Genomic DNA, 25987 nt, shown 5'->3' on the forward strand with positions numbered 1-25987 from the left:
ACATGGACTTGCAACTCAAGGGATTGAAAGCGATCGTCACGGGCGGGACCAAGGGCATTGGCCTGGCCATTGCACAGACGCTGGCGAAGGAGGGCGCGGATGTCGCCATCTGTGCGCGCGATGCGGCAAGCGTGGCAAGCACGGCGGATGCGCTCGCGGAACTGAGCGGCGCGCGTTCGCTGGGCGCAGCCGTCGATGTCGCCGACGGCGCGGCGCTCGAGACCTGGGTGCAAAGCGTTGGAGAGGACTGGGGCGGTATCGATATCATCGTCGCCAATGTGAGCGCGCTCGCCATCGGCAACGACATCGAATCGTGGCGCAAGGAGTTCGAGACCGACTTGCTCGGGACGGTTCATCTCGTCGATTCCGCCATGCCCTACCTCGAAAAGAGCGCGGCTGCGTCTATCGTGGCCATTTCCAGCGTGTCGGGACGCGAGATCGATTTCGCGGCGGGACCGTATGGTGTTTTCAAGGCGGCGCTCGTTCACTACATGCAGGGGCTTGCGAATCAGCTTGCCGCGAAGGGCATTCGCGCGAACACGGTGTCGCCCGGCAATGTGTACTTCGAAGGCGGCGTGTGGGACTGGATCGAGCATAACGATCCCGAGCTCTTCGCCAAGGCGCTCGCGTTGAACCCGACAGGACGTATGGCAAAGCCGCAGGAGATCGCGAACGCCGTTGCATTCATCGCGAGTCCGGCGGCGAGTTTCGTGAGCGGCGCCAACTTCGTCGTCGATGGCGCGCTCACTCGCGGCGTGCAGCTTTGAGCGGCACAGCGGCCCTTACATTGGGTTCGCGGCGACGAAGTTCTTGAACGCCGTGTACTTCGGCTTGATGGTCCTGCCGTCGTTCTGCATCAGGCCGTAGGGACCTTCGCCGCCCACCGGGTCGTCATACAGCTCGTAAGTCTGGATGGACTGGATGTTGTATTGCCTCGCGAGCAGCACGAACTCCGCCATCATCAGGTTGCCGACCAGATAGTTCGCGGTTTGCGTGTCCGTGCCATAGCTCGGGCGCACACCGAATTCGTTGATCCAGATGGGCTTATTGAACTGCGCGAGCGCCGCGAGCACGTTGTGGCATCCGGTGCCGCCGCAAGCGTTCACGATGTCGCCCTGATCCGAATACCAGTGCCATGCGGTAATGTCCCAGCTCACGATGGGGTGATTCGTGGTGCCGTCGGGTTGCGTGCCGTTGGCGAGCATCTGATCGAAGCCGTAGTGCATCCACGCGCCGCCGCCCATGACGATCTTGCCCGCCGTATCGACGGACTTCACGCCCGCGATCATGCCGCGGATCACGCCGCGTGCAATCTGAAACTTCGCGTTGTCGTAGTGCTGCGGATAGATGCCGTCCACGTTCCCGGTGAGGCATAGCGCTTCGAGCTCGTTGCTGACTTCATAGTACGGATAGCGATATGCGGTCGCCGTCTGCTGACCGAGCGTGAAGGCCGCGTTATAGGCATCGGCTTCGCTGCTGTAGTTCAGGTCCATCAGCATGACGGGGTAAACGGTCACGCCGCCTGCGGCCATCGTCGTTGCGATGCCGGCGAGCTTGGTCGCACCATACGCGCTGAACACTTCGTTGCGATACATCTTCACGCCTAGATCCTGCAACTGCGAGAGTTGCAGCGCGGGGCTCGATATGTCGTAGGCGCCGCCTTCGTTGTTGTGGCCGTTCGCGCCATAGAAGATCGAGTGCACGGTCACGGGTGTGACGGGCGTGACGATCGTGCCGGAAGCGGGGGAGCCTGATGACGCCGGAGGGTTGTTTGCAGCGGGCGGGACAATGGGCGTTACGGGCGTTATAGGCGTTATAGGCGTTATAGGCGTTACGGGCGCTGCGGGCGCCGTGGGCGCGATGACGGTCGTGTCGTTGCTGCTGGTCGAGTTGCTGCCGCTGACCGTATGCGCGGACGACGTCGTGTCGCTCGTGGATGCCGTCGTCGTCGTGGTGGTCGCGGCCGAAGCCGATGCAGCGCCGCTTTGGGTCGTGGTCGTGGTTGTAGTCGTCGCTGCGGAGCCGGACGAGTTAGTGCCTGCCGCCGAGGTGCTCGACGCTTCCTTTGCATCGCCTCCGCCACCGCCGCCGCCACATGCCGCGAGAACGAGGCTCGCGGCGAGCGCTGCTGCAAGCTTGATCGCGCTTGGCGCGGTAAAACGGGTTGCAGAGAAAAGAGGCGCGGTCGTCATAACGATACAGAATCCCTTAAAGAAGGCGTGATCATCCGCACGGACCAGACGCAACGGAAGTTAGTCATCCGTATAAACGCAAATCGAGGACGAGCGAAGCCGTCCGACACGAAGATCGGTGCTGGACCACTAAAGCGGTATCACGTCAGCCTGCGTCTTCAACGACGCGCGGCCCTGGGCGGCGAGCGTCGGACAATCGTTTGCCTCGAAGCTCGCGTTTGAGAAAAGCTTTAAAAGTCGCTTGAACCGATGTTGCAAGAACGACCGATCGTCCTATAAGCATTGCTGCAACAAGTACGTTATCGGCGCGGCAGTGGCGAACTTTAGGCATTCAGGGAACGATGACAACGAAGTCCATCACGCCGGTTTCAAAGTCCAAAAAAACCAAACCCCGCTGGGCCATCGGCCGAACGGGGTTTCGTCGTTGCACTTGCTCATTGCTCACTTCCTGACCATTGCGCTCAGGCCTGCATTACGGCTACAGCGGGAAAACGTGCTGCGCTTTGTTGCGATAAAGATGACGCGTTGGTTTCAGACAACTTCTGTTTGCAACTGCTTCAAGCGAACCTTGGCTTAGCTGCGCTTCGGTCAAGGTAGGTAGGTGAGGCCGTGTGTTCAGCACTCGCTGGGTCCGCTTTCGTGCGGTGCGTTGATCAGCACCACGGAACAAAGTTTAATGCGCGTGCTCACTTTTCAATCGGTGAAGGTGATGCCTTTTCGACTTTCTGTTCGGCGCATATGCGGCACTCAAGTCCAGCGAGATACGGCCGTCTGATCGACGCCGCGCAACTAACCGCCGAATCCTGGCGCCCCGGCCTTCGCTGGCGCCATCCTAGGGACAACCCGCATTGTTCTGACGGCCATTTGATTGATACCTTCCAAATCATACGTATGATCTAGAGACATAAAAATGCCGACTTTGCATAGTCAAGTGCTCAACGAGATGGGCGAACAGATTTGCTCCGGCAAATTCGCGCCCGGCGACATCCTGCCTGCCGAGACCGAACTCGCGGAGCAGATGCAGGTGAGCCGCATCACTATCCGCGAGACGATGAAGTCGTTGTCGGCGAAGGGCATGCTTCAGGTGCGCCGCCGCCACGGCACCATCGTGCTGCCGCGCGCGCAGTGGCAGCTTTTCGATCCCGACGTCATCACGTGGCGCGCACGCGCAGGCGCAATCGACGACGCGCTCATTCAGGACCTGATGGAGTTGCGGCTCATCATTGAACCGAATGCCGCGAAGCTCGCCGCGAAACGGGCGACCGCGCAGGACCGCAAGGACATTCGACGCGCATTCAAGGCAATGGAGCGGGCTGTCGCGGGCCAGGGCGAATACGTTCCCGCCGACCTTGCTTTTCACGGCGCGATTCTCACCGCTTGCCATAACCAGTTCATCCAGCAGATGCAGAACGCGCTGTCGGCCATCCTGCGCACGAGTTTCGAACTGAGCTCGGAGATCGCGGGCGGTCCCGCGCGTTCGTTGCCGATGCACGAAGCGCTCTGCGTCGCAATCGAACAGGGCGATACCGCCGCCGCCGAGCGCGCGGTGCTTACGCTCATCGAGCGGGCGGAGAAGGACTTCGACGATCGCGCCGCGATGACGCGCACGCTCAACGACAAGCCGCTTTGAACCTGCAACGCGAAACGATTCAACCGAGGACTTACGCATGACACAGTTGTTCGACTTGAGCGGCCGCACCGCGCTCGTAACGGGATCGGCGCGCGGCATCGGCTTTGCGCTGGCGGAAGGCCTGGCGCAAGCGGGCGCGGGCATCATCGTGAACGGCACGCAGGCCGATACCGTCGATGAAGCCGTGCGCCGTCTGCGCGAACGGGGCGCCACGGCGCAAGGCCGTGCATTCGATGTCACCGACGAAACCGCGGTCGCCGCCGCCTTCGAGGCGTGGGACGCCGAAGGCGTCGAGGTCGATATCCTCGTGAATAACGCGGGCATCCAGTTTCGCAAGCCGCTCGTCGAACTCGCGCTCGCGGACTGGCAACGCGTGATCGACACCAATCTCACGAGCGCGTTCATCGTCGCGAAGGAAGCGGCGCGGCGCATGATCGCGCGCGGCAAGGGTGGCAAGGTCATCAACATCGGGTCGCTGACGAGCGAAGGCGCGCGCGCCACCGTCGCGCCTTATACGGCGGCCAAGGGCGGGGTGAAGATGCTCACGCGCGCCATGAGCGCCGAATGGGCCGCGTTCGATATTCAGGCGAACGCCATCGGCCCTGGCTACATCCTCACCGACATGAATCAGGCGCTCGTCGATAACGTGCAGTTCGACGCATGGGTCAAGGCGAGCAATCCGTCGCAACGCTGGGGCAAGCCCGAGGAACTCGTCGGCACGGCGGTATATCTCGCGTCGCCTGCATCGAGCTATGTGAACGGCCAGATCATTTATGTCGATGGCGGTTGGCTCGCCGTGCTTTGAAGTATCACCATGAATCTTGGAGACAACATGGATAGCGTCAAAACGGTGGCACCGCAAAGATGGTGGTATCTCATGCCCATCATCTTCATCACATACAGTCTTGCGTATTTGGATCGTGCGAATTACGGCTTCGCGGCTGCGGCGGGCATCGACCGCGATCTCGGCATCACGCATGCGACGTCGTCGCTCATCGGCTCGCTGTTCTTTCTTGGATACTGCTTGTTTCAAGTGCCCGGCGCGATCTACGCGCAAAAGAACAGCGTCAAGAAACTCATCTTCATCAGCCTCGTGCTCTGGGGCGTGTGCGCCGCGTTGACGGGCATGGTGAGCAATATCCCGATGCTGATGGTGCTGCGCTTCGTGCTCGGCATCGTCGAGGCGGCGGTGATGCCTTCCATGCTCATGTACATCAGCCGCTGGTTCACGCGCACCGAACGCTCGCGCGCAAACACGTTCCTCATTCTCGGCAACCCCGTGACGGTGCTGTGGATGTCGGTGGTTTCGGGCTATCTCGTGAAGAGCTTCGGCTGGCGCGAGATGTTCATCATCGAAGGCGTGCCGGCTATTGCATGGGCCGTGGTGTGGTGGTTCACGGTGAAGGACCGTCCCTCCGAAGTCACCTGGATGAGCGACGCCGAGAAAGCCGAACTGCAAGCGCGTCTCGTCTCGGAACAGGCGCACATCGCACCCGTGCGCGATTACAAGTCGGCGTTTCGGTCGTCCATCGTGCTCAAGTGCTGCGCCATCCATGCGCTGTGGAGTATCGGCGTGTACGGCTTCATCATGTGGCTGCCGTCCATTCTGAAGGCGGCTTCGACCATCGACATCGTGTCGGTCGGCTGGCTCGCGGCGGTGCCTTATCTCGCGGCCATCATCCTGATGCTGCTGGCATCGTGGCTCTCCGACAAGACGCGTAATCGCAAGCTCTTCGTGTGGCCGCTGCTGCTTATCGGAACGATCGCGTTCGTCGGCTCCTATCTCGTCGGCAGCTCCAACTTCTGGCTCTCGTTCGGCTTGCTCGTGATCGCGGGCGGCACCATGTACGCGCCCTACGGACCGTTCTTCGCGCTCGTGCCGGAACTCATTCCGAGCAACGTGCTTGGCGGGGCGATCGGACTCATCAATGCATGCGGCGCACTCGGCGCGTTCTGCGGTTCGTGGGTCGTCGGCTATCTGAATGGCGCGACGGGCAGTCCGTCCGCATCGTATGTGTTCATGGCTGCGGCGCTCTTCGCTTCGGTCGTGCTGATGATGCTCGTGCCCGCCACCACCGGTGAACGTTCCACGCCCAAGGGAGGCGCGGGCAAGTCCACGCCTTCCGTTCTTGCGAAGTAACGTCATGGCCATCCTCATCACCGATGTCAAAGTCATACTGACCGCGCCGGAAGGCATCAATCTGCTCGTCGTGAAGGTCGAGACGAATCAGGACGGTCTCCATGGGCTCGGCTGCGCGACCTTCGCCTACCGGCATCTCGCGGTCAAATGTCTGATCGAAGAATACTTGCGGCCGCTGCTCATCGGGCGCGATGCGCAAGCTATCGAAGAGCAATGGCAGCTCATGCATCAAAACGCTTACTGGCGTAACGGGCCGATAGAGAACAACGCGATCTCCGGCATCGACATGGCCTTGTGGGACATCAAGGGCAAGCTCGCGAACATGCCGCTCTATCAGCTTTTCGGTGGCAAGGTGCGCGAAGGCGTGCCGATCTATCGTCATGCGGATGGTCGCGATCTCAACGAACTCTGCGAGAACATTCAGCGATATCGCGAGCAGGGCATCACGCATATTCGCTGTCAAAGCGGTGGTTATGGCGGTGGTGGTTTTGGCAAGGCACCGCAGAGCGCACCGCGCGGCGCGCCCGATGGCATCTATCTCGACAGCCGCAAATATATTCGCGATACGCTGAAGCTTTTCGATGGAATTCGCAGCAAGATCGGTTTCGATGTCGCGCTGTGCCACGACGTGCACGAGCGCCTGAAGCCAGTGGAAGCAATTCGCTTCGCACGCGAGCTGGAACCGTATGAACTTTTCTTTCTCGAAGATGCGATCGCGCTGGAAGAAGGCGAATGGATGCGCCAACTACGCGCGAAGACCACGACGCCGCTCGCGCAAGGCGAGTTGTTCAACAACCCTTATGAATGGCGTTTTCTGATCACTGAACGGTTGATCGATTTCGTGCGCGTGCATCTGAGTCAGATAGGCGGCATCACGGCGGGACGCAAGCTGCAGATTTTCGCGGAGCAGTTCGGCGTGCGCACGGCATGGCACGGTCCAGGCGATATGTCGCCGCTCGCGCATGCGGCGAATATTCATATCGATCTGGCGTCGCGTAATTTTGGCGTGCAGGAATGGTCGGGCACGGAGCCGCCCAACTTCGTGATCCAGAATCTGAAAGGGCCGCGTGCCGCCTTGCTCGATGTGTTCCCCGGCCTGCCGGAGTTTCGCGACGGCTACGTTCATGCGAACGACAAGCCAGGCTTGGGCGTCGATATCGACGAGAAGGAAGCCGCGAAATATCCCTGCGAGGCCGACGTTACCGTATGGACGCAAACGCGCCTCATGGACGGCGGCCTGCAAACGCCTTGAAGCTAACTCAAGGCGCGGCGTTGCTGCATCGGTTGATACGCTTCGCCGGCCTTGAAGCGGTCGAGGCGCTCGCTTGCCGTCGTCAGGGCGGCGAGCGTGGCGCGCTGCAACTGATGATCGTACAAGGAGACGATTGCCGCGATCTGCTCGAATGCTTCCGGCGCAAGGGTCCACGTGCCGGATTCGCGGCCGCCATCGAATACTTCGGCCATGATGCGGTCCGCGGCCATCAGCGCGTCGTGGGAGAAGTCGCCGTGACCCGCTTCGGACAGGAAGCGCGCGAGCAGCATCGCTTCGGTGATCTGCTGGGCGGGTGCGATGTCGGTGGCGCCGGCACGCAGCGCTTGCAATGACAGATGGACTTGCAACGCGAGTTCGTTGGCTACCGCGCGAGGAATCGGCAGCAGTTGCGCTTTGGACAGCCGCGCGCGCGAAGCCTGCGGCGAACGCTGAAAAGGAAGGGTGCGTGACATGCGTATAAGCGAAAGAAGCGCCGTCGTGGTTGACTTCTCTCGTTAACGTTCGTCCCACGCGTTTTCTGAAGGGTTGTTTTGGCGTGTGCGTGCAAATTCTTCGAGGATCGCAATGGCGCGCTCGCACTGCGCCGCGTCCAGCGAGTGGATGGACGGTTTTACCGTATCGGCGCCGATTTGCTGCGCGAGCCACTTCAGGCCCTTTGCGCGGGCTTCGAAAATATTGCACGCGTCGCGGCGCACTTTTGCCTGGGCGAGCGGTTCGAGGGCAGCGTGTAGTTTTGTCTTCAGATCGCGTAAAGCGGTATCGGCCAGACGCCCGAGCGGAACCTGGCGCGTGCTGCGCGGGAAAACACCGATCCACGCCTGACAAGGCGCACAGACCCAGAGCGGGCCGTGATCGTCGCGATACGGGTAGATTTCATCGTCCGAGCGAACAAGCGTCGCGGGCGCGCCGCAATAGTCGCAATTGGGATGAGGCAGAGGTTTGACCGGGCGGCCGACTCGCATTGTTGAATAAGTCGAGGGACGGAAGCGGCCAATATAGCAAACGCAAACTGCGAAATGAAACGATGCCGGCAAGTGAGCGCGAAGCTCTCGTGCCGGCATCAAACCTCGACTTGCAGGGAGCGGCTCAAGGCTCACTCCTGGAGGCATTTAGCGACTTAGCGCTGGTCCTTCTTCACTTCTTCCTTGACGTCGCCGTATTGCTTGCGAGCTTCGCCGGCGCCTTGCTGGACCTGACCCTTCACTTGCTGGGCGGTGTCGCCAGTCATCTTGCCGACCGCCTCATTCGCCTTGCCCTTCACCTTTTCGGCGGTACCCTTAACTTGATCCTTGTTCATGGTGAACCTCCTTGAATGGTTGCGTGGGACGGTTTGCCTCCACGAATATCCTTATCGCAAAACACGGGCCTGCCCTGCGAACGATCGGTCGTTTTTCGTTCGTGCCAAACTACATTGCAAATTCAACTGAAAGAGGAGACTTCCGGCGTATGGCAAGAACCAACGAGTACCAACAAGCTATCGGCGATGCCGTGACCGACTGGAAAACGCGCGAGCGCCCCGCGCGAATCGTCATCGAAGGCACGCACTGCAAGATCGTGCCGCTCGATGTCGACGCACATGCGCAGGATCTTTTCCACGCGTACAGCGAGCCGAGCGACTGGACCTATCTGTTCACCGGTCCGTTCAAGGAGTTTGCGGCGTTCCGCACGTATTTGACACAAGCGGCGGCATCGGCCGATCCGATGCACTACGCCGTCATCGATAAATCCAGCGGCAAGGCAGTCGGGACGTTCGCGCTGATGCGCATCGAGCCGGTTCATGGCGTGATCGAAGTGGGCAGCGTGACGTTTTCGCCGCTGCTCAAGCAAACGCGCATCTCGACCGAAGCGCAGTATCTGCTGATGCGCTACGTGTTCGAAGCCCTGCAATACCGGCGCTACGAATGGAAATGCGACAGCCTGAACGCGCCATCGCGCAAGACGGCGCTGCGATTAGGCTTCGAGTTCGAAGGCATCTTCAGGCAAGCTATCGTGTACAAGGGGCGTAACCGCGATACCGCGTGGTATTCGATCATCGATAAAGACTGGCCCACGGTGCGCGCCGCATACGAACGCTGGCTCGCCGACGACAACTTCGACGCCGACGGCAAGCAACGCGCATCGCTTGCGGGCTTGAGAGTCAACGCATCTGAATGACAGGCGCGAGAAAATTGCGCACGTAAGGCAGCCAGATCGGAATGGCCGCGCGGGACGCGAACATTCCGTGACCGTTTTCACCGTAGGGCGGCTCCATCACGAACTGACCTTTGCCGCCTGCTTGCTGGAATGCGTTGAACCAGCTTCGCGTGTAGTCCGGGCCGAAGTACTGATCGTTCTCGACATAGTGCCAAAGCACCGGCACGCGCACGGTGCCCGCGAAGTGCGTGATCGCTCTCAGCATGTTGTCCGGGGCGCACGGCACGGTTGGATGCCTTGCCGGATCGCCGCCGCGTCCGCCCGAGAAGTTGAGCACCGCTATCACGCCGGGCGGATCGAAGCTCGCCGCCGCCAGCGAAGAAAACCCGCCCGCAGATTGCCCCGCCAGCACGATCCGGTTGCCGTCCACTTGCGGCTGGGTCTTCGCATACGCGATGGTCGCGAGAATGTCCTGTGCGGCTGCATTGCCGGATGCTTCGTAGTCGGCAGTGGCGCACTTGCCGGTGCTCTCGGCATACGTGCCGCCCGTCGCGCCATAGCCTCGGCGAATCGGCACGATCACGGCGAAACCCATTTCCACGAAAGTACGAATCTGCGGAATCAGCCGATAACGCCCGGTCTTCACGCGATTGAGCGGATCGGGCGGACTGCCGTGACTCAGCACGATGAGCGGAAACGGCCCCGCGCCATCCGGCTGATAGAGCGTCGCGACCAGCTCACGGCGCGAGTCGCCGAACAAGCCTTTCTCGATCATCGGAACCTGCACGACGGTTTCATGCAAATCGGCGGCGAGGCTTTCGGGTTCGTCCGCGCGCGCGACAGAGACGGCGGCAAGCGCGGCAAACACAAGGGCTGAAAGGCGCATGAGCGGAGTTCGAGCGTCTGGGTGATGCGCAATGTATCAGATCGTCTCCTTAGTTAATCACCCATCGGTGCATTCGTTTATCACCGCGCCGCCACTTTTCTAAGCCAGGAAAATTGGTTTGGCCTCGGCATGCGGGCTCTTATTCTTTTTGTTCTGCGACGACGCGTCTCTCCAGTGCTCGTTCCATTCAACCGGCGCGGCCACGCGCTGCATCTCAGAGCGTCCATGGCAACGGTTCAATTGCATAGCGTCATCAAGCGCTACGACGGCGCACCGGTCGTCGATGCGGTCTCGCTTTCCGTGCGCGACGGCGAATTCCTCACCTTGCTCGGCCCGAGCGGATGCGGCAAGACGACGTGTCTCCGCATGGTCGCGGGCTTCGTCACGCCGGATGCGGGCTCGGTCCATATCGGCGGCGAGGATGTGACGCAGGTTCCGGCTCATCGGCGCAATACGGGCATGGTGTTTCAACAGTACGCGCTGTTTCCGCATCTGACGGTCGCGCAGAATCTCGCCTTCGGTCTACGCGTGCGCAAGCTGCCGGGCAAGGAGATCAAACGGCGCGCCACCGAAGCGCTCGACCGCGTGCGCCTTTCAGGTTATGCGGATCGTTACCCGGACCAGCTATCGGGCGGGCAGAAGCAGCGTGTCGCGCTGGCACGAGCGCTCGTCATCAATCCGCGCGTGCTGTTGCTCGACGAACCGCTCGGCGCGCTCGATCAGAAACTGCGCGAGGAATTGCAGGCGGAGATCAAGCGCATTCAGCGCGAAGTGGGCATCACGACCATCTTCGTCACGCACGATCAGAGCGAGGCGCTGAGTCTTTCGGATCGCATCGTCGTGATGCGGCAGGGCGGTATCAGTCAGATCGGCTCGCCGCAGGAACTGTACGACCGGCCGGTGGATCGATACGTCGCGAGTTTCATCGGCAAGATCAATCTCGTCACGGTGACGGCGGGAGCGCTCGGCACCGACGGCCGCTTGCGCGTGCAAAGCCGCCAGACGGCCGAACCATTCGATGTCGATCTCGCCGGCGACGCAGCGCCCGCGCCCGGCGAACCGCTGTTGCTCGCGTTGCGGCCGGAGCGCATTCAAATCGGCACGGGTTTGCCGAACCGCGTGCAGGGCCGCGTGGAACTCGCCACGTATGCAGGCGACGGCTGGTATCTCGAAGTCCGCACGCAGGCAAGCGAGCCGCTCATCGTGCGCACGTCGGGCCGCGCGGCACCCGCCGCTGGCGATACCGTCACGCTCGGCTGGGACCACGGCGATGCCGTCCTCTTGCGCGACGAGGCCGCCACATGAGTAACGATGCCTTGCTGACAGGTGGCGATCTCGCCGCGACGCCTGCGCCGCTTTCGGCGGCGAAGCGCAGGGGCGCCGCCTACGGCGCGCTCGCCTTGCCGGGACTGGCGTTTCTTGGCGTGTTCTTCGTCGCGCCTATTGGCTATCTGCTGATCTTGTCGCTGCACGGCGGCGGCTCGATGGGCCGTGTCGACGACACATGGACGCTTTCCAACTACGCGCGCTTTCTCTCCGATGCGTACTACCTCCAGATCCTGCTCGACACGCTCGTCTTCGGCGCATTGACGGCGATCATCTGCGCGGTGTTTGGCTTTCCGTTCAGCTATTACCTTGCGCGCACGCGTTCGCGCTGGCGCACGCCGCTTTTGTTCGTGACGGTGTTGCCGTTGCTCATCAGCGCCGTGATCCGCAATCTCGGCTGGATTCCGGTGCTTACCGAACACGGCATGCTCAATACGCTCTTGCTGGGTTCCGGTGTGGTGAAGGAACCCGTGCAGTGGATCTTCAACTACACCGGCGCGCTCATCGGCATGGTGCACGTGGAGTTTCCCTTCATGGTGCTGATGCTGACGAGCGCCATCCGCAAGATCGATCCCGCGCTCGAGGAAGCCGCCATCAATCTCGGCGCGACGCCTTTTCTGGCGTTCGTGCGCGTGGTCTTGCCGCTGTGCCGGCCGGGACTGGCGGCGGGCGCGTCGATGGTCTTCATGGCCGCGATCAGCGCGCTCGTCACGCCGGGCATTCTCGGCGGGCATCGGGTGATGTTCATGGCGCTCTACATCGATCAGCAGATGCACGGCGTGCTGAACTACACGGTCGGCTCGACCGCGGCCATCCTGACGATGATCGCCGCGCTCGCATCGATGCTGCTTGCCGTGCGCATGAGCGGAGCGCGGACATGAGTACCCAAGCGAGTACGTCGGCCGTCGTGTGGCATCGCGATGCCGCATCGAGCGCGTTGAAATGGCTGCTGCGTATCGCGACCTTCGCGGTGCCCGTGTTTTTGCTGCTGCCGTTTATCGGCATCGTCAGTGCTTCGTTTTCGAAGAGCGGCGCGCTCGCGTTTCCGCCGAGCGACTGGACGCTCCACTGGTATCGCTCGATCTCGCCGGACTATTACGCCGCGCTTCGCTACAGCGTCGCGCTGGGCACGGCGACGACCGCGCTCGCCACGCTCGTCGGTGTGCCGCTTTCGTTGTCGATCGTGCGCGGACGTTATGCGGGGCGCGGCATCGTGAATGCGCTATGCGTTGCGCCGCTGGGCGTGCCGACTATCGTCATTGCGGTGGCGGGCTTCAAGTTCTTCATGCTCGCCGCCGACTGGCACGACATCGGACTCAACGGAACGAGCGCGGCCATCGTGCTGATGCAGGCCGTGTTCACCTTGCCGCTCGTCGTGCGCTCGGTGGTCGCGAGCTTCGCGCACTACGACAACGCGCTCGACGAAGCCGCGCAGAACCTTGGCGCCACGCCTTGGCAAGTGTTTTGGCGCGTGACCGTGCCACTCGTTTTGCCCGGCGTGATCGCGGGAATGCTGTTCGCCTTCGTGCTTTCGTTCGACGACGTGGTGGTCGCATGGTTCATGGGCGACCCGAGCCGTCCGACCTTGCCCGTCAAGCTCTTCAACGCGATGGAAGTGGAGTTCGATAACGCGGTCACCGCGATGTCGACGCTGATCGTTGCGTTCTGGGCCGCGCTCGCGTTGCTGCTCAATCGTTTCTTCCGTCTCGAACGTCTCTTTTCGCGGCGTTGAGCTTTCTCCTTCTTTCCTCACGAGGCCATTCTTGAAAGTTATCGCCAGGCTCGCGCTCGGGCTCTTCGCACTGACCGCATCCCTCGTTGCCGGGCTCGCGCATGCGCAGAGCGCAGACCCCAAAGACATCGTGCTGCGCGTGTCGTCGTGGGGCGGCAAATCCACGCAGACGCAGATCAAATACGCGGGCGACATCTTCACCAATAAAACGGGCGTAAAGGTGCAATTCATCGATGGCGCGTCGATCGATCACGTCGCCAAGCTCGTCGCCGCGAACGGGCGCAACGTGCCCTATGACGTCGTGCTGCTCGACGGCGACGTGCGCGCGCAAGCCATCAAGGCAGGCGTGCTGCAAAAGCTCGATCCGGCGAAAGTGCCGAACGTGAATTTCGCGCTAGATCTCGCGAAGAACGCGCAGGGCTATGCGCCTGACTTCGATTTCGTCTCGGCGATCTTCGTCTACAACGCGGACAAGTTTCAGCAAGCAGGCATTCCCGCGCCGTCATCGTGGAAGGACTTGTGGAACCCGAAGCTCGCGGGTCACGTTGCGTTGCCCGATCTCGCCAATGGCGCGGGCCGCGCGCTGCTGATCGAAACGTCGCGTCTGAATGGCGGCGATGAAGGCAATCTCGACAAGGCCGTTGCGGAGATTGCGAAGGTCAATGCGCGCACGTTCTGGCAGACCTCGCAACAGGCGGAGCAACTCATCAAGTCCGGCGATATCTGGCTTACCGTCATCGCCGATGGCCGTGCCTACGCGCTTCAGGATGCCTACAAGCCCGCGCGCGCGGTGCGTCCGAAGGAAGGCTCCATTGCGTTCGCATCGACGGCGGATATCGTCAAGGGCACGCCGCATCCCGAACTCGCGGCGCAGTTCCTGAACGAGATCTACGGCGCGCTTTATCAGCTCGGCAACGCAACGGACTTCTACTACGGCCCGACCAACCGCCTGCTTGCGCCCGTGATCGAAGCCGACCCGCAACTCGCGGCCAAGCTCATCTACAAGCCGGAGCAAGCCCAGGCGCTCTATCACCCGGACTGGAACAAGTTCTGGGGCGCGTTCGATCGCGCGCAGGACTCGTGGAACCGGACCATCGTCTCCAGAAAATGACCCAGCACATCCACTTCAACGCGTTCCACATGAACGCACCCGCGCACTCGTGGGCGGGCTTCTGGCGGCATCCTCGCGACCGCTCGCTCGAACACAACACGCTCGGCTACTGGGTCGAACTCGCGCAGACGGCCGAGCGCGGTCTCTTCGACGGCGTGTTTCTCGCCGATGTCTTCGGCATCTACGATGTCTACGGCGGCGGCACCGACGCCACGCTCTTCGCGGCTGCGCAAGCGCCTTCGCACGATCCGTTGCTGACCGTGCCCGCCATGGCTTATGCGACGAAGCACATCGGCTTCGGCGTGACGGCGAACCTTACCTACGAGCATCCGTATCAGTTCGCGCGGCGCTTTTCCACGCTCGATCATCTGACGAGCGGCCGTGCGGGCTGGAACGTCGTGACGGGTTATCTGGAAAGCGCGGCGCGTGGCATGGGTCTCGCGAAAGCGCGCGAGCACGACGAGCGATACGCGGCCGGCGAGGACTTCCTCGAAGCCGTCTACAAGCTGTGGGAAGGAAGCTGGGCCGAAGGCGCGGCGGTGCGCGACAAGCGTGCGGGACATCCTTATACCGACCCGTCGCGCGTGCGGCGCGTGAAGCATGAAGGCCCGTATTACCGTGTCGATGGCTTCAATCTCACCGAGCCTTCGCCGCAGCGCACGCCGGTGTTGTATCAGGCCGGTGCGTCGGGACGCGGCAAGGCGTTCGCGGGCAAGCATGCGGAATGCGTGTTTCTCGAAGGACAGACGCCTGCCATCGTCGCGGCGGCGGCGCGCGACATCCGCCAGCATGCAGTCGATGCAGGCCGCGCTGCCGACGATGTGCTGCTCTATCTCGGCGCGACCGTCGTGGTTGCGCGCACGTCGAAGGAAGCGCGCGAATTGCAGGCCGAGTATGCCAAATACGTCGATACGTTGGGACAACTTGCGCTGGTGTCGGGCTGGACCGGCATCGACTTCGCGGAACTGGATCTGGACGAACCGATTCGCTATGTGAAGAGCAACGCGCTGCAGTCGACCGTCGAGAATCTCACGAAGCGTGCAGGCCGGCCCATCACGCCGCGCGACATGAGCCGCTTCGATCAGATCGGCGGACGCGGGCCGTTCATCGTCGGCGATCCGCGCGAGGTGGCGGATCAGTTGATTGCATGGATTGATGAAACCGGCGTCGATGGCTTCAATCTGCGGCGTCTCGTGATGCCCGAAAGCCTGCATGCGTTCGTGGATCTCGTCGTGCCGGAACTGCAGAATCGCGGGCGTTATCGCACCGAGTATGCCGAGGGCACGCTGCGCGAGAAGCTCTTTGCCGGGCGCGGACCTCATCTGCGAGCGACGCATCCGGGCGCGCAATATCGCGACCTTTTGAGACAGCCGACATGAACCAGATCGATCGAACCATTTTCTCCGATGCCATCGCGCGCCTGCATCGTGGACTTGCCGAAGCCACGCCGGTGCTCAAGCAACGCAGTGCGCAAACCGACGAAGCCGCGACGTTTCCCTACGACAACATCCGCACCTTGCACGATGCGGGTCTGCTCGCAGCCGGTCTGTCGCTGGAACGCGGCGGAGCGGGCTTCGGACGCGGCACAAGCTTCACGCATTTCTTCGATGCGGTGACATCGATCGCGCGCGCCTGCAGCAACACCGCGCAGCTCTATACGGTGCAGACAGGCGCGCTTTTCACGCTGGAATTGCTGGCCGATTCCGCACTTGTGGATGAACTCGCCGCCGCCGTGCGCGACGATGGCGCGACCTTCTGCTTCACCGCCGCCGAACCTGACGAGCGCTTCACGTACGACAACAAGCGCACGAACCTCAAGTCGTATGCCGAGCGTCTCGACGACGGCCGCTGGCGCGTCAAGGCGGAAAAAGCCTTCGCGACAGGCTCGGTCGGCTGCACTTATGCGCTCTTCCAGTGCGCGACCGTGACCGATGACGAAGGCCGTCCGCCCGAGTCCGTTCTCGTGCTGCTGCCGCGCAGTCACGAAGCGGTGAACGTGCTCGATACGTGGGACGGCATCGGTCAGCGGGCGACATCGAGCGGTCGGCTCGTCGTGAACGAAAGCGTGATCGATGGCCGCTGGGTTGCGGGCAATCCGGCCAGCGTGCCTGCTGCGGCTATCTTCGCGCCGCTCTATCAACTCGGCTTTGCGGCGATTCTCGCGGGCATCGGCGAAGCGGCGCTCGACGATACCCTGCACTTCGTGAATCACGTGCAGAAGCCGACCAACGGTTACGCACGCGCCGCCGAGGAGCCCGCAATTCAGGCGCATGTCGCCGATATCCGCATCGCGCTGAGTGCGAGCCGCGCGCTGATCAACGAAGCAGCCCGTTCGATGGACGCCTTCACGCGCGGCGAAGCGGATATTGCCGAGGTGCTGGTCGCCGTTTATCAGGCGAAGGTGCATGCGAGCGGCAGTTCCATTGAAGCGGGTTCGCGGCTCTTTCAGATCGGCGGCGCGCGTTCGGCTACGAGGCGCGTCGCGGCGGACAGGCATTGGCGCAACGCGCGCACGCTGACGCTGCACGATTCGGTCGACAAGCAAAAAGGCGTGGTTGCGCGACACGTGCTCGGCGTCGAGCGTCCGAACGTTTCCACGCGCTAAACAAGGACACGTATCGTGCTGCTTGCATTCTTTCTGTCGCATTCGGCTTCGCCGCACACGGTCGGGCAATGGCGTCTGCCGCGCTCGTTCCAGGGCTTGCGCTACGACCGTCCGGCGTATTGGGAGCACGTTGCGCGCACGGCGGAGCGCGGCGGCATCGACACCATCTTCTTGTCGGATTCGTATTCGATCTACGAGACGTATCGCGGCGACAGTGACGACACCTTGCGCTGGGCCGTGCAATGTCCGCGACATGACCCGCTGCCGCTCATTCCGATCATGGCGCGTGTGACGCAGTCGATTGGCATCATCACGACGCTGAGTACCGCGTTTCTGCCGCCGTACTGGGTCGCGCGGCAGTTCGCAACGCTCGATCATCTGACCGAAGGGCGCGTGGGCTGGAATCTCGTGACCACGGCGGGCGAACCGGAGGCACGTCAGTTCGGGCAGAAGCTCGATGAACACGACACGCGGTATCGGCGCGCGGAGGAGTATCTCAAGCTGTGCCAGACGCTATGGGATAGCTGGGAGCCGGATGCGATCGTCGCGGACCGCGCTTCGGGCGTGTTCGCCGATCCATCGAAAGTCGCGAAGATCGACTTTCACGGCGACTTCTTCGCGAGCCAGGGGCGCTTCACGGTGCCGCGCTCGCCGCAGGGCAGGCCGTTGATTGCGCAGGCGGGTTCATCGAGCGCGGGCGCGGCATTCGCGGGACGGCATGCGGAACTCGTGTTCGGCTTGCGGCATTCGGCGCGCGGCATGCGCGAGTTCGTCGACAAGGTGCAGGGCGAAGCCTCGAAAGCCGGACGTAGCGCGGGCGATGTGCGCATTCTGTGGGGTATTGTGCCTATCGTCGGGCAGACTCGCGAAGAAGCCTTGCAGAAGCAGAAGGCCATTCGCGACAACGTGACGGTCGAAGCGGGCCTCACCATGTTGTCCGCGTTTCTCAACACCGACCTCTCGCGCTTCGACGCCAACGCGCCGTTTCCCGATATCGGCGAAACGAGCGGCATTCGCGGGCATCTTTCCACCATCACCGAAGACTTCGCGCCGCATACGCCGCTCGGCGAGATCGCGCGTCATTTCGCTGCGGGACAGGGACCGCATGTCGTGGGTACGGCGTCGGAAGTCGCGGATCAGTTGCAGACCTTGCTCGATGAAGGCGGCGGCGATGGCTTTATCTGCATCACGCACGCGTTGCCTGCCTGCATGGACGAGTTCGTCGATCTCGTGGTCCCCGAATTGCGGCGACGCGGCTTGCGGCCCGCGTCGTATGAACATGCGACGTTGCGCGAACGCGTGAAGGCGGGTTGACTTGCACGGCACGCGAGCATGATTCAGAAGTAGGAGAGATTGGGCAGCGGCGTGCCATGCGCCGCCTGCCTGCCGATTGCAAGCGCCTTGAAGATGAGCGGATTGTGCGCCGTCACCGTACGCAACGCGCGCCAATGCCGGTCGAGCCGCTGGCTCACGCGCGTGCTCGAAGCGCCACCGAGTTCGAACAGTTCTCCCGCTGCGCGCAAGGCGAGTTCGTCGATCACCACTTTCGACTTCGCCGTGCTGTTGGCGGCGCGCTCGAACGCATGCGAGGAGACATCGCCCGATGCGGCGCTGTCGAAGCCGCGTTCGAGCCATTGCGCCGCTTCAAGCACACTCACACGCGCCAGATGCGCCACGCTTTCGATGCGGCCGAGCACTGCTTGCAGAAGCGGGTCGTTGGCGGGTACTTCATCGACGCCGTGATAGAAATTGCGTTCGCGCGACTTCAGCAAGTGCGCGGCATCGGAAACAACGCGCTGCAAAATGCCCGCCACCACCGCCGAGAGATACAACTGCGCGAAGGTCGCGACATACGGCAGCGCGGTGACGCGGCTGTTATCGACGATCTCGTCGGGCAACACCTTCACGTTCGTGTAGTTGGTCGAGCCGCTTGCCGTGAACTGCTGACCGAAGCCGTCCCAATCGTCCGCTATATCCACGCCTTCGCGCGTGGCGGGCACGACGACCTTGATCTGCTTGCCGGCCTCATCGACTGCAAAGACGTAGATGTGGTCCGCATACAGGTTGCCCGTGCTGTAGAACTTCTTGCCGTTCAGACGCAGGCCGTCAGGGCCGGACGTGACCGCTGTGTCGTAATCGAAGTTGCCTACGTTGCGCTTGCCGAGTTCCGTCGCCGATGCGCCATAAGTCTCGCCACGCGCGACGCGGTCGAGATAGGTATCGAATGCGGGGAGGCGTTTATGGTCGATCAGCAGGCTCTCCACCAGATTCAGATGGTTGCGGAACGCGTGCGCGACATTCGGATCGGCTGCTGCAAGATCGATCACGAAGTCGAATAACTGCGTGAGCGTCAACGCGGCGCCGCCACGTTCGCGCGGCAAACGCAATGCGCCGATGCGCGCGTTTTTAAGGCGCTGCATCGTGGCCTTGAAGGCGGCCGTGTCGCGGCCGGGTTGCGCTTCCTGATCGGCGACCCAGGGCAAAAGCGCGCGCAAGTCGCGGACATCGAGTGCAGATGGTGCGGTGTTGGTCACGTTGATCTTCCTTGAACGATGAGAGGGAAAGATGTCGGATTACGCGTGCGCTTCGGCGGGCACGCCGAGCGTCGCGAGCAAGCGGTCGCGTAGCGCCGCAAACGCGGGATCGGTGGACACGCGCGGGCGCGGCAACGCGATGTCGATATCGCTGCCAATGCGGCCATGCTCCAGAACGAGCACGCGGTCGGCGAGCAGCAGCGCTTCATCGACGTCATGCGTGACGAGCAGCACCGTCGCCTCATGCGCTTTCCACACGTGCGCAATGAGCCGCTGCATCTGGATGCGCGTGAGGGCATCGAGCGCGGCGAACGGTTCGTCGAGTAGCCAGACTTTCGGATCGCGGACCAACGCACGCGCGAGCGCCACGCGTTGCGCTTCGCCGCCCGACAGCGTCAGCGGCCATGCATGCAGCCGATGCCCGACGCCCACTTCGTTGAGTGCCGCGGCGATCACGGCGCGCGCGTCGGGCTTGCGCAAACCGAGCGCAAGATTTTCCTCGACGGTTTTCCACGGTACGAGACGCGGCTCCTGAAACGCGACCGCGCGCTTGTCCGGCACGTCGACCGTGCCGGCGGGTGCTTCATCGAGGCCCGACAGCGTGCGCAACAAGGTGGACTTCCCCGAACCCGAACGGCCGAGCAACGCCACGAAAGAGCCGCGTTCGATGTCGAGATCGAGCCGATCGAGTACGGTGTGCGCGCCGAAGCGCCGCGTCAGTTGCCGGATACGGATGATGGGATCGCGTGTGGTCATCGCTCAGTCCTTGATCGTGGATGGCCGCCATGCAAGCAGACGTTTTTCGGCGCCGCGCACGAGGGCATCGGTGACGAGTCCGAGCAGTGCATAGATCAGGAGACACGCCATGATGATGTCGGTGCGCATGTAGTTCTGCGCCGTGATCGCGAGATAGCCGATCCCGCTCGACGCGTTGATCTGCTCGCCCACCACGAGCGAGAGCCACGCAATGCTCAGCGAATAGCGCGAGCCGACGAGAAACGAAGGCAATGCGCCCGGCAGCACGATATGGCGAATCTGCTCGGCACGTGTGAGGCCGAGCGTGCTCGCCATCTCGACGATCTTGGCATCGACGCTGCGGATACCCGCGAACAGATTGAGGTAGACCGGTATCAGACAGCCCAGCGCGACGAGCGCGATCTTCGGTGTCTCGCCGATACCGAACCACAGGATGAACAGCGGCACGAGCGCCAGATGCGGCAAGGTGCGCGTCATTTGCAAAAGGGCATCGACGGAATCCTCGCCACGGCGCGAGAGACCGCTAACGAGCGCAAGCGCGACACCGAGCGTGAGGCCGATGGCAAGCCCGCTTCCCGCACGCGCCAGCGACGCAAGTAGATGCGTGCCGAGTTCGCCGCTGGCTGCGAGTTCCCAGAGCGTCGTGGCAATCTGCGCGGGCGACGAGAAGCGCCGTTCGTTGACGAACCCGGTTGACGACGCCAGTTGCCATGCCGACAACAACGCCACCGGCACGACTAGCCGCCGCCAGCGCAATACGGCGGCGCGTCGCGGCGCGGGCGCGGCTTGGCCTTCGACGGCAAGTGTTGGATGCGACATGAGACGACTCCTCCGGAAAGTGTTCATGCCCGCGTCGCGAGCTGGCCGTCGAAGGCCGTGCTCACGTTGCCGATCGACTGCTTGATCATGCCGTAGCGATAGAAACCGTCAGCGGCGTGCTGAAGCGCGTTGCGCACGTTGGAATCGAGCGGCGCGGGCGTCGGCTTGTACTCGGCGAGCAAGGACTTCGCGGTGGCGGGATCGAGGTGCGTGTCCTTCACGAGCGCGGCGGCGGCCGCATCGACATTGGCGAGCGCCCAACGTTGCGCGCGCTCGCTGCGAGCGAGGAAATCGCGGATCGCATCGCGCTTGTCGCGCGCCGCTTTCTCATGCACGAGCAGAAAGTTGTTGCCGCTATAGAGATAGTCGACGTCGCGCAGATCGGCGATGGGATACGCGCCGTTCTGCTGGATCGCAAGCGTCGAATATGGCGCCCAGGTGAGCCACGCATCGACAGCGCCGGCGGCAAATGCGGGCTTCGCGGCACCGGGATCGAGGAACACGAGGTTCACGTCTTCCCGCTTCAACCCCGCCTTTTCGATAAGACCGTAAGCCATCAGTTGCGGCCCGCCGCCTGCATTGACCGCGAGTTTCTTGCCCTTCAGGTCCGCGACCTTGCGGATGCCCGAGTCGCGTTGCGCGAGCAGCGGAATGAAGCTCGGCGCGAAGGTAATCGCGCTGACCGCGCGCGCTGGGCAACCCGCCGCATATGCAAAGAGGAACACGCTGTCGCCGGTCTGACCGACATCGAGTGCTTCGGCGTTGAAGGCCTGCAATTCCGGCTGGCCTGCGGGAAACTTGCTCCACTCGATTTCGTACGGCAGATTCTTCGCTTCGCCGGAGGCTTCGAGGAAGGCTTTCCAGCCGATGGAATTCATGTCGCCCACGCGCAGCACCGGAGCCGCGCGCGCGGACGTGCCTATCATGAAGCCCGCCGCCGTGGCGAGGCCGCCGAGAATCAGCTTGCGGCGAGTCGAAGAGCCGGGAGTGTCGTCGGATAGAACGGTGTTGGTCGATTGGTCGGTCACGTGGGTATGTCGGCAGAAGAGTGGCGGGAAGTCAGAGGGCGTAACCGGGATTGCGCTGATCGAGCAGACGCTTGAGCGCTTCGAAATGCAGCACGTGGTAGGGCTTGCCGGACCAAGCCGCGCCTTCCTTTGCCGCTTCCGTGTATTGGCGATGCACCTTGTCCTGCTGCTCTTGCGATAAAAGCCGCAGCGGTTTGCCGGTTGAATACGCGAGCACCTGAAAGCGCGCCGCGCGTTCGAGCAGATAAAGACGGTCATACGCCTGCGACACGCTGCGCCCCGTGACGATCACGCCATGATTCGCCAGGAACAAGATGCTCTTGTCGCCGAGACGGTCGGCAAGACGCCGCCCTTCCTCGATGTCGTAGGCTAGCCCGGTGTATTCGTCGTCGTAGGCAATGTGCTTGAGCAGCAGCAATTCCGCCTGGCCGATAGGCAACAGCCGCTGATCCGCAAGACGCGTGAGCGCGGTCGTGTAGGGCATATGCGTATGCAGCACGGCGGCATGACGAACTGGATCTGCCTGATGGATCGGCAGGTGAATGCATAGCGCCGATTGCTCCACCACGCCTTCTCCGGCAATGCGGTTGGCGTCGTAATCGAGCGTGAGGAAATCGCTGGCCTTGACTTCGGACCAATGCAAACCGAATGGCGCGACGAGAAAGCGCCCGCGCGGATCGGGCAGCGACAGCGAAAAGTGATTGGCGATGCCTTCGTGCAGATCGTGCATGACCGCTGCGCGATGCGCGGCCGCAAGATCGATGCGTCCTGTCTGTTCGAATCGTTCGATTTCCGCGATTTCCGCGATATCCACGAGCGTCGCGCTGTCCGCTTCGGCCATTGCAGTCACCTTTCCTTGCATTCGATGGAGAAGGGCATTCTGCTGGCATGCAGGTGCGCGAACAAACATCGAAAGGTGATTCGCTATTGAGCGCGCGGCTTGATTAGTTATGCGATGGGGACAGCTTTGTAAATAATCGCGCGTGAATGCAGGACTATTTGAGACGCGGCGTGACAGTATAATGAGCGCCCGCGCCCGTAGCCGGTCGCATCAATGCTCTCGCAATCAGCCAGATTTTTGCAATTCGACCGTCCTAAAGGACAGGTCGCAGCAACAAAGGATAAGCCTGCGTGGAAAATCTTTTCCAATCCGTGAATGCGTTCTTCGCATTCATCGCGCCCATTTCCGATTTTCTCTGGGACTTTCCCACCAACTTCAAAGCTTATTCACAGATTCCGGTTCTCGGACAGTTCCCCTTCGCAATACTGCTGCTGGTTGGCGTCGGCATTTACTTCTCCATTCGCACGCGCTTTGTCCAGACCATGAACATGCGCAAGATCGTGCGTATCATGTTGCGCCGGCAGACATCGAGCACGGGCGTAAGCGCGCTTGCATCGTTCATGCTGGGACTCGCGATGCGTGCGGGACCGGGAAATATTGTCGGCATCACGGGCGCGATTTCCGTCGGCGGACCTGGCGCATTATTCTGGATGTGGGTCGCGGCGTTCTTCGGCATGGCGACCGCTTTCATGGAATCCACACTGGCGCAACTCTTCAAGGAGAGAAAGCAGAACGAGTTCGTCGGCGGCTTGCCGTTTTATGGACGCCGCATTCTCGGCGACCGGCGAATTGTCGGCACGTTTCTGTCGCTCGTGTTTATCGTCTATGCGCTTTTCAACGTGCCGCCGCAAACGTTCAACGTGTTCACCGCGATAGGCACCATTGCCGATACCGTCGCCGGCACGCATCTCGCGCGGCAATCGGCGGTGTATTACTTCATTGCGGGCGGATTGATTGTCGCGTGTTCGTTCATCATCATGGGCGGCATTCGGCGAGTCACGGCTTATACCGATGTACTCGTGCCGATCAAGGCCGCGCTCTTCTGCCTGATGTCGCTCGTCATCATCCTCATTAATCTGCCGCTCATTCCGTACTTCTTTCGCGAAGTGGTGGTCGGGGCGTTCGCGCCGCATGCATTGTTCGGCGGCGCTATTGGCACGGCGCTCGCGCAGGGCGTGAAGCGCGGGCTGATGTCGAACGAAGCAGGACAGGGCACCATTACGATGGCGGCCGCCATTGCCGATAACGATCACCCGTGCGAACAGGGTTTCGTGCAAAGCCTGGGCGTGTTCTTCGACACCATGGTCATCTGCACGATGACGGGCTTCATCGTCGTGATGGCGCACGTGTGGACCGGCACGGTCGATGGTCAGGCGTGGGAATCGGTGAGGGCATCGAAGATCACGGTTTATCTGGCTTCCGTGCAGGCGCTGGTGCCTGAGTCGGTGGGCCACGTGATCCGCATCGTGATGTGTCTGTGCTACGGCCTTTTCGCGTTCACCACGTTGCTCGGCATGATCTCGTTCGCGGAGATTTCCGCGAATTTCATCTCGCGTGGGCGCGCGTTCATCGTGGGGATAAGAGTCGTCGGCTCGCTCGTGTTCGTGCCGTTCGGCGCGTTGACGGTGCTCGCGGGTCTCGAATTGCCAAACCTGTGGGCGTTGTCGGACCTGATGAATATCGTCATGGTGCTGCTCAACGTTCCGATCGTGCTGGCCGGGCAAAGGCTCGTGTATCGCGCGCTGGCGGATTATCGGAAGGGAAGCGGCGGAAGGTTCGTCTCGGCGAACATCGGCGTGAAGACAGAATATTGGCTGGACGATCGGAAAAGCGCCACGCCGCCGCGGCAGACAACCCGCTAACGGCGGCGTGATCGAAGGTCCTCTCGCGAGGACCCGTTACCGCTCAACTTAGCGCATACCGCCGCTGGCGATCAGTTGCTCGCCGGTGATCCACTTCGAATCATCCGAGGCCAGGAATACCGCGATCGTCGCGATATCGTCCGGGCGGCCAACGCGGCCAAGCGGCGTTTGAGCGACGATCTGAGTCTCGAAGTCGGAGCCGATGATGCCGTTGCTCTGCGTGCCTTCTGTCACGATCATGCCGGGGTTGATGGAGTTCACGCGGATCTTCTTCGGGCCGAGTTCACGGGCGAGGGAACCGGTGATGGCATCGACCGCGCCTTTCGTGCCGCTATAAACCGCGCTTTGCGGCGGCGTGATCCGCGACACGACCGAACTCACGTTGATGATGCTTCCACCTTCGCCGAGGTGCGCCGCAGCGAACTTGGTCGTCAGCAGCACACCGAGCACGTTCACGTTGAACTGCTTATGGTAATGCTCCTCGGTGATTTCCTCGACCGGTGCGAACTCGTACACGCCCGAGTTGTTCACGAGAATATCCAGCCGTCCGTAGGTTTCGACGGCGGCATTGACGATTCCTTGCGCATCCGCCGACTTCGACACATCGCCGCCCACTGCGGTCGCCTTGCCGTTTGCCGCGGTGATGGCCGCGACCACTTCATCCGCGCCCGCCTTGCTGCTTGCGTAATTCACGACCACGGAAGCGCCTTCTGCCGCGAGCGCCTTTGCGATTGCCGCGCCAATTCCCTTCGATGCACCCGTTACGACTGCAACCTTGCCGGTGAGCTTGCCCATGTCTGTCTTCCTTTATCGATGATTCGCTGAAAGTTAAGTCGGCGTTGAATCAGGTTCAGGCCGGCTTGCGTTGAGAAGCAATGTATCCGTGAGCGGCATCTTGAAATAGCCCGATATGACGAATTGATTTGCGGGATTTAACGAACAATCGAACTCTGGTTATTCATTGAACGATGAATTACCACGCGGCTTGCGCATTCTTCAGAGGTGAAGGGACCCAATGGCGAGCGTTACCGATTCTGAAACATCCGGCTAGCAATCGGCGTACGTTCGCATACTCTTAAGGAGCACAGAAGGTGCGATCTCGGCGGCTGCTTATTCAAC

At 61.9% G+C, this 25987-nt stretch carries 25 protein-coding genes and 1 pseudogene; 15 read left to right on the forward strand and 11 right to left on the reverse strand.

The window, feature by feature from the left end:
- Window positions 1-2 precede the first annotated feature (2 nt).
- Window positions 3-767 carry an SDR family oxidoreductase gene (locus P9292_RS37445; RefSeq protein ID WP_309964564.1) on the forward strand — a complete coding sequence of 255 codons (765 nt, stop codon included), beginning with the start codon at window positions 3-5 and terminating at the stop codon, window positions 765-767.
- A 15-nt stretch (window positions 768-782) separates the two neighbouring features.
- On the opposite strand, the gene P9292_RS37450 is transcribed toward P9292_RS37445, so the two are convergent.
- Window positions 783-1709 carry a lipopolysaccharide biosynthesis protein gene (locus tag P9292_RS37450; protein ID WP_309964566.1) on the reverse strand — a complete coding sequence of 309 codons (927 nt, stop codon included), beginning with the start codon at window positions 1707-1709 and terminating at the stop codon, window positions 783-785.
- Window positions 1710-1713: 4 nt separating this feature from the next.
- Between P9292_RS37450 and P9292_RS37455 the strand changes: the two genes are divergently transcribed.
- From P9292_RS37455 to P9292_RS37475, 5 genes are all read left to right on the forward strand, one after another.
- Window positions 1714-2223, forward strand: coding sequence for a hypothetical protein (locus P9292_RS37455; RefSeq protein WP_309964568.1), 510 nt, complete (start codon window positions 1714-1716; stop codon window positions 2221-2223).
- An 879-nt stretch (window positions 2224-3102) separates the two neighbouring features.
- A complete protein-coding gene (locus P9292_RS37460) occupies window positions 3103-3822 on the forward strand; it encodes a FadR/GntR family transcriptional regulator (protein ID WP_244831081.1) in 720 nt (239 codons plus the stop codon).
- A 37-nt stretch (window positions 3823-3859) separates the two neighbouring features.
- Entirely contained in the window at window positions 3860-4627 is a 768-nt protein-coding gene (locus P9292_RS37465; protein ID WP_250527122.1) for an SDR family oxidoreductase, read from the forward strand.
- A gap of 27 nt (window positions 4628-4654) precedes the next feature.
- Window positions 4655-5962, forward strand: a complete 1308-nt coding sequence (locus tag P9292_RS37470; protein WP_244831083.1) for an MFS transporter — start codon at window positions 4655-4657, stop codon at window positions 5960-5962.
- 4 nt (window positions 5963-5966) lie between these two features.
- Entirely contained in the window at window positions 5967-7214 is a 1248-nt protein-coding gene (locus P9292_RS37475; protein ID WP_250467795.1) for an enolase C-terminal domain-like protein, read from the forward strand.
- 2 nt (window positions 7215-7216) lie between these two features.
- Here the strand turns inward: P9292_RS37475 and P9292_RS37480 are convergent, their stop codons facing one another.
- The 3 genes from P9292_RS37480 to P9292_RS37490 all read right to left on the reverse strand — a co-directional run bounded on the left by P9292_RS37480 (window position 7217) and on the right by P9292_RS37490 (window position 8532).
- Window positions 7217-7687 carry a hypothetical protein gene (locus P9292_RS37480; RefSeq protein ID WP_244831085.1) on the reverse strand — a complete coding sequence of 157 codons (471 nt, stop codon included), beginning with the start codon at window positions 7685-7687 and terminating at the stop codon, window positions 7217-7219.
- Between the two features lie 42 nt (window positions 7688-7729).
- A complete protein-coding gene (locus P9292_RS37485) occupies window positions 7730-8197 on the reverse strand; it encodes a zinc-finger-containing protein (RefSeq protein WP_309964570.1) in 468 nt (155 codons plus the stop codon).
- Window positions 8198-8352: 155 nt separating this feature from the next.
- A complete protein-coding gene (locus P9292_RS37490) occupies window positions 8353-8532 on the reverse strand; it encodes a CsbD family protein (RefSeq protein WP_244831087.1) in 180 nt (59 codons plus the stop codon).
- A 149-nt stretch (window positions 8533-8681) separates the two neighbouring features.
- Between P9292_RS37490 and P9292_RS37495 the strand changes: the two are divergent.
- A pseudogene (locus P9292_RS37495) lies at window positions 8682-9371 on the forward strand (GNAT family N-acetyltransferase); the annotation flags it as partial.
- A gap of 1 nt (window position 9372) precedes the next feature.
- Here P9292_RS37495 and P9292_RS37500 read toward each other — a convergent pair.
- The gene (locus P9292_RS37500) at window positions 9373-10254 is read right to left on the reverse strand and encodes a prolyl oligopeptidase family serine peptidase (RefSeq protein WP_309964572.1); all 882 of its coding nucleotides are present in this window, start codon (window positions 10252-10254) and stop codon (window positions 9373-9375) included.
- Between the two features lie 225 nt (window positions 10255-10479).
- Between P9292_RS37500 and P9292_RS37505 the strand changes: the two genes are divergently transcribed.
- The 7 genes from P9292_RS37505 to P9292_RS37535 are packed head-to-tail and all read left to right on the forward strand — an operon-like array spanning window position 10480 to window position 18342.
- The gene (locus tag P9292_RS37505) at window positions 10480-11559 is read left to right on the forward strand and encodes an ABC transporter ATP-binding protein (protein ID WP_309964574.1); all 1080 of its coding nucleotides are present in this window, start codon (window positions 10480-10482) and stop codon (window positions 11557-11559) included.
- Window positions 11556-12461, forward strand: coding sequence for an ABC transporter permease (locus tag P9292_RS37510; RefSeq protein ID WP_309964576.1), 906 nt, complete (start codon window positions 11556-11558; stop codon window positions 12459-12461). Before P9292_RS37505 ends, P9292_RS37510 begins: the two co-directional genes overlap by 4 nt.
- A complete protein-coding gene (locus P9292_RS37515) occupies window positions 12458-13312 on the forward strand; it encodes an ABC transporter permease (RefSeq protein WP_309964577.1) in 855 nt (284 codons plus the stop codon). Before P9292_RS37510 ends, P9292_RS37515 begins: the two co-directional genes overlap by 4 nt.
- 31 nt (window positions 13313-13343) lie before the next feature.
- Complete coding sequence (locus P9292_RS37520) at window positions 13344-14423, forward strand: ABC transporter substrate-binding protein (RefSeq protein ID WP_244831093.1); 1080 nt, start codon at window positions 13344-13346, stop codon at window positions 14421-14423.
- On the forward strand, window positions 14420-15802 hold the full coding sequence (locus P9292_RS37525) for an LLM class flavin-dependent oxidoreductase (RefSeq protein WP_309964579.1): 1383 nt from the start codon (window positions 14420-14422) through the stop codon (window positions 15800-15802). Before P9292_RS37520 ends, P9292_RS37525 begins: the two co-directional genes overlap by 4 nt.
- On the forward strand, window positions 15799-17028 hold the full coding sequence (locus P9292_RS37530; RefSeq protein ID WP_244831095.1) for an acyl-CoA dehydrogenase family protein: 1230 nt from the start codon (window positions 15799-15801) through the stop codon (window positions 17026-17028). The genes P9292_RS37525 and P9292_RS37530 overlap by 4 nt, the downstream gene beginning before the upstream one ends.
- A gap of 15 nt (window positions 17029-17043) precedes the next feature.
- Window positions 17044-18342, forward strand: a complete 1299-nt coding sequence (locus tag P9292_RS37535; protein WP_309964581.1) for an NtaA/DmoA family FMN-dependent monooxygenase — start codon at window positions 17044-17046, stop codon at window positions 18340-18342.
- A 23-nt stretch (window positions 18343-18365) separates the two neighbouring features.
- On the opposite strand, the gene P9292_RS37540 is transcribed toward P9292_RS37535, so the two are convergent.
- Genes P9292_RS37540 through P9292_RS37560 form a run of 5 tightly spaced genes read right to left on the reverse strand, consistent with a single transcriptional unit; the run spans window position 18366 to window position 23006 of the window.
- A complete protein-coding gene (locus tag P9292_RS37540) occupies window positions 18366-19562 on the reverse strand; it encodes an acyl-CoA dehydrogenase (protein ID WP_309964583.1) in 1197 nt (398 codons plus the stop codon).
- A 39-nt stretch (window positions 19563-19601) separates the two neighbouring features.
- On the reverse strand, window positions 19602-20318 hold the full coding sequence (locus P9292_RS37545) for an ABC transporter ATP-binding protein (protein ID WP_309964584.1): 717 nt from the start codon (window positions 20316-20318) through the stop codon (window positions 19602-19604).
- Window positions 20319-20321: 3 nt separating this feature from the next.
- The gene (locus P9292_RS37550; protein ID WP_309964586.1) at window positions 20322-21137 is read right to left on the reverse strand and encodes an ABC transporter permease; all 816 of its coding nucleotides are present in this window, start codon (window positions 21135-21137) and stop codon (window positions 20322-20324) included.
- 23 nt (window positions 21138-21160) lie between these two features.
- Window positions 21161-22165 carry an aliphatic sulfonate ABC transporter substrate-binding protein gene (locus tag P9292_RS37555; RefSeq protein ID WP_309964588.1) on the reverse strand — a complete coding sequence of 335 codons (1005 nt, stop codon included), beginning with the start codon at window positions 22163-22165 and terminating at the stop codon, window positions 21161-21163.
- A gap of 31 nt (window positions 22166-22196) precedes the next feature.
- Entirely contained in the window at window positions 22197-23006 is an 810-nt protein-coding gene (locus P9292_RS37560; RefSeq protein WP_309964590.1) for a class II aldolase/adducin family protein, read from the reverse strand.
- A 290-nt stretch (window positions 23007-23296) separates the two neighbouring features.
- Between P9292_RS37560 and P9292_RS37565 the strand changes: the two genes are divergently transcribed.
- The gene (locus P9292_RS37565; protein ID WP_309964592.1) at window positions 23297-24868 is read left to right on the forward strand and encodes an amino acid carrier protein; all 1572 of its coding nucleotides are present in this window, start codon (window positions 23297-23299) and stop codon (window positions 24866-24868) included.
- Between the two features lie 48 nt (window positions 24869-24916).
- On the opposite strand, the gene P9292_RS37570 is transcribed toward P9292_RS37565, so the two are convergent.
- A complete protein-coding gene (locus P9292_RS37570) occupies window positions 24917-25663 on the reverse strand; it encodes a glucose 1-dehydrogenase (RefSeq protein ID WP_244831103.1) in 747 nt (248 codons plus the stop codon).
- Between the last annotated feature and the right edge of the window lie 324 nt (window positions 25664-25987).

Source organism: Caballeronia sp. LZ001, assembly GCF_031450875.1.
Lineage (GTDB): Bacteria > Pseudomonadota > Gammaproteobacteria > Burkholderiales > Burkholderiaceae > Caballeronia.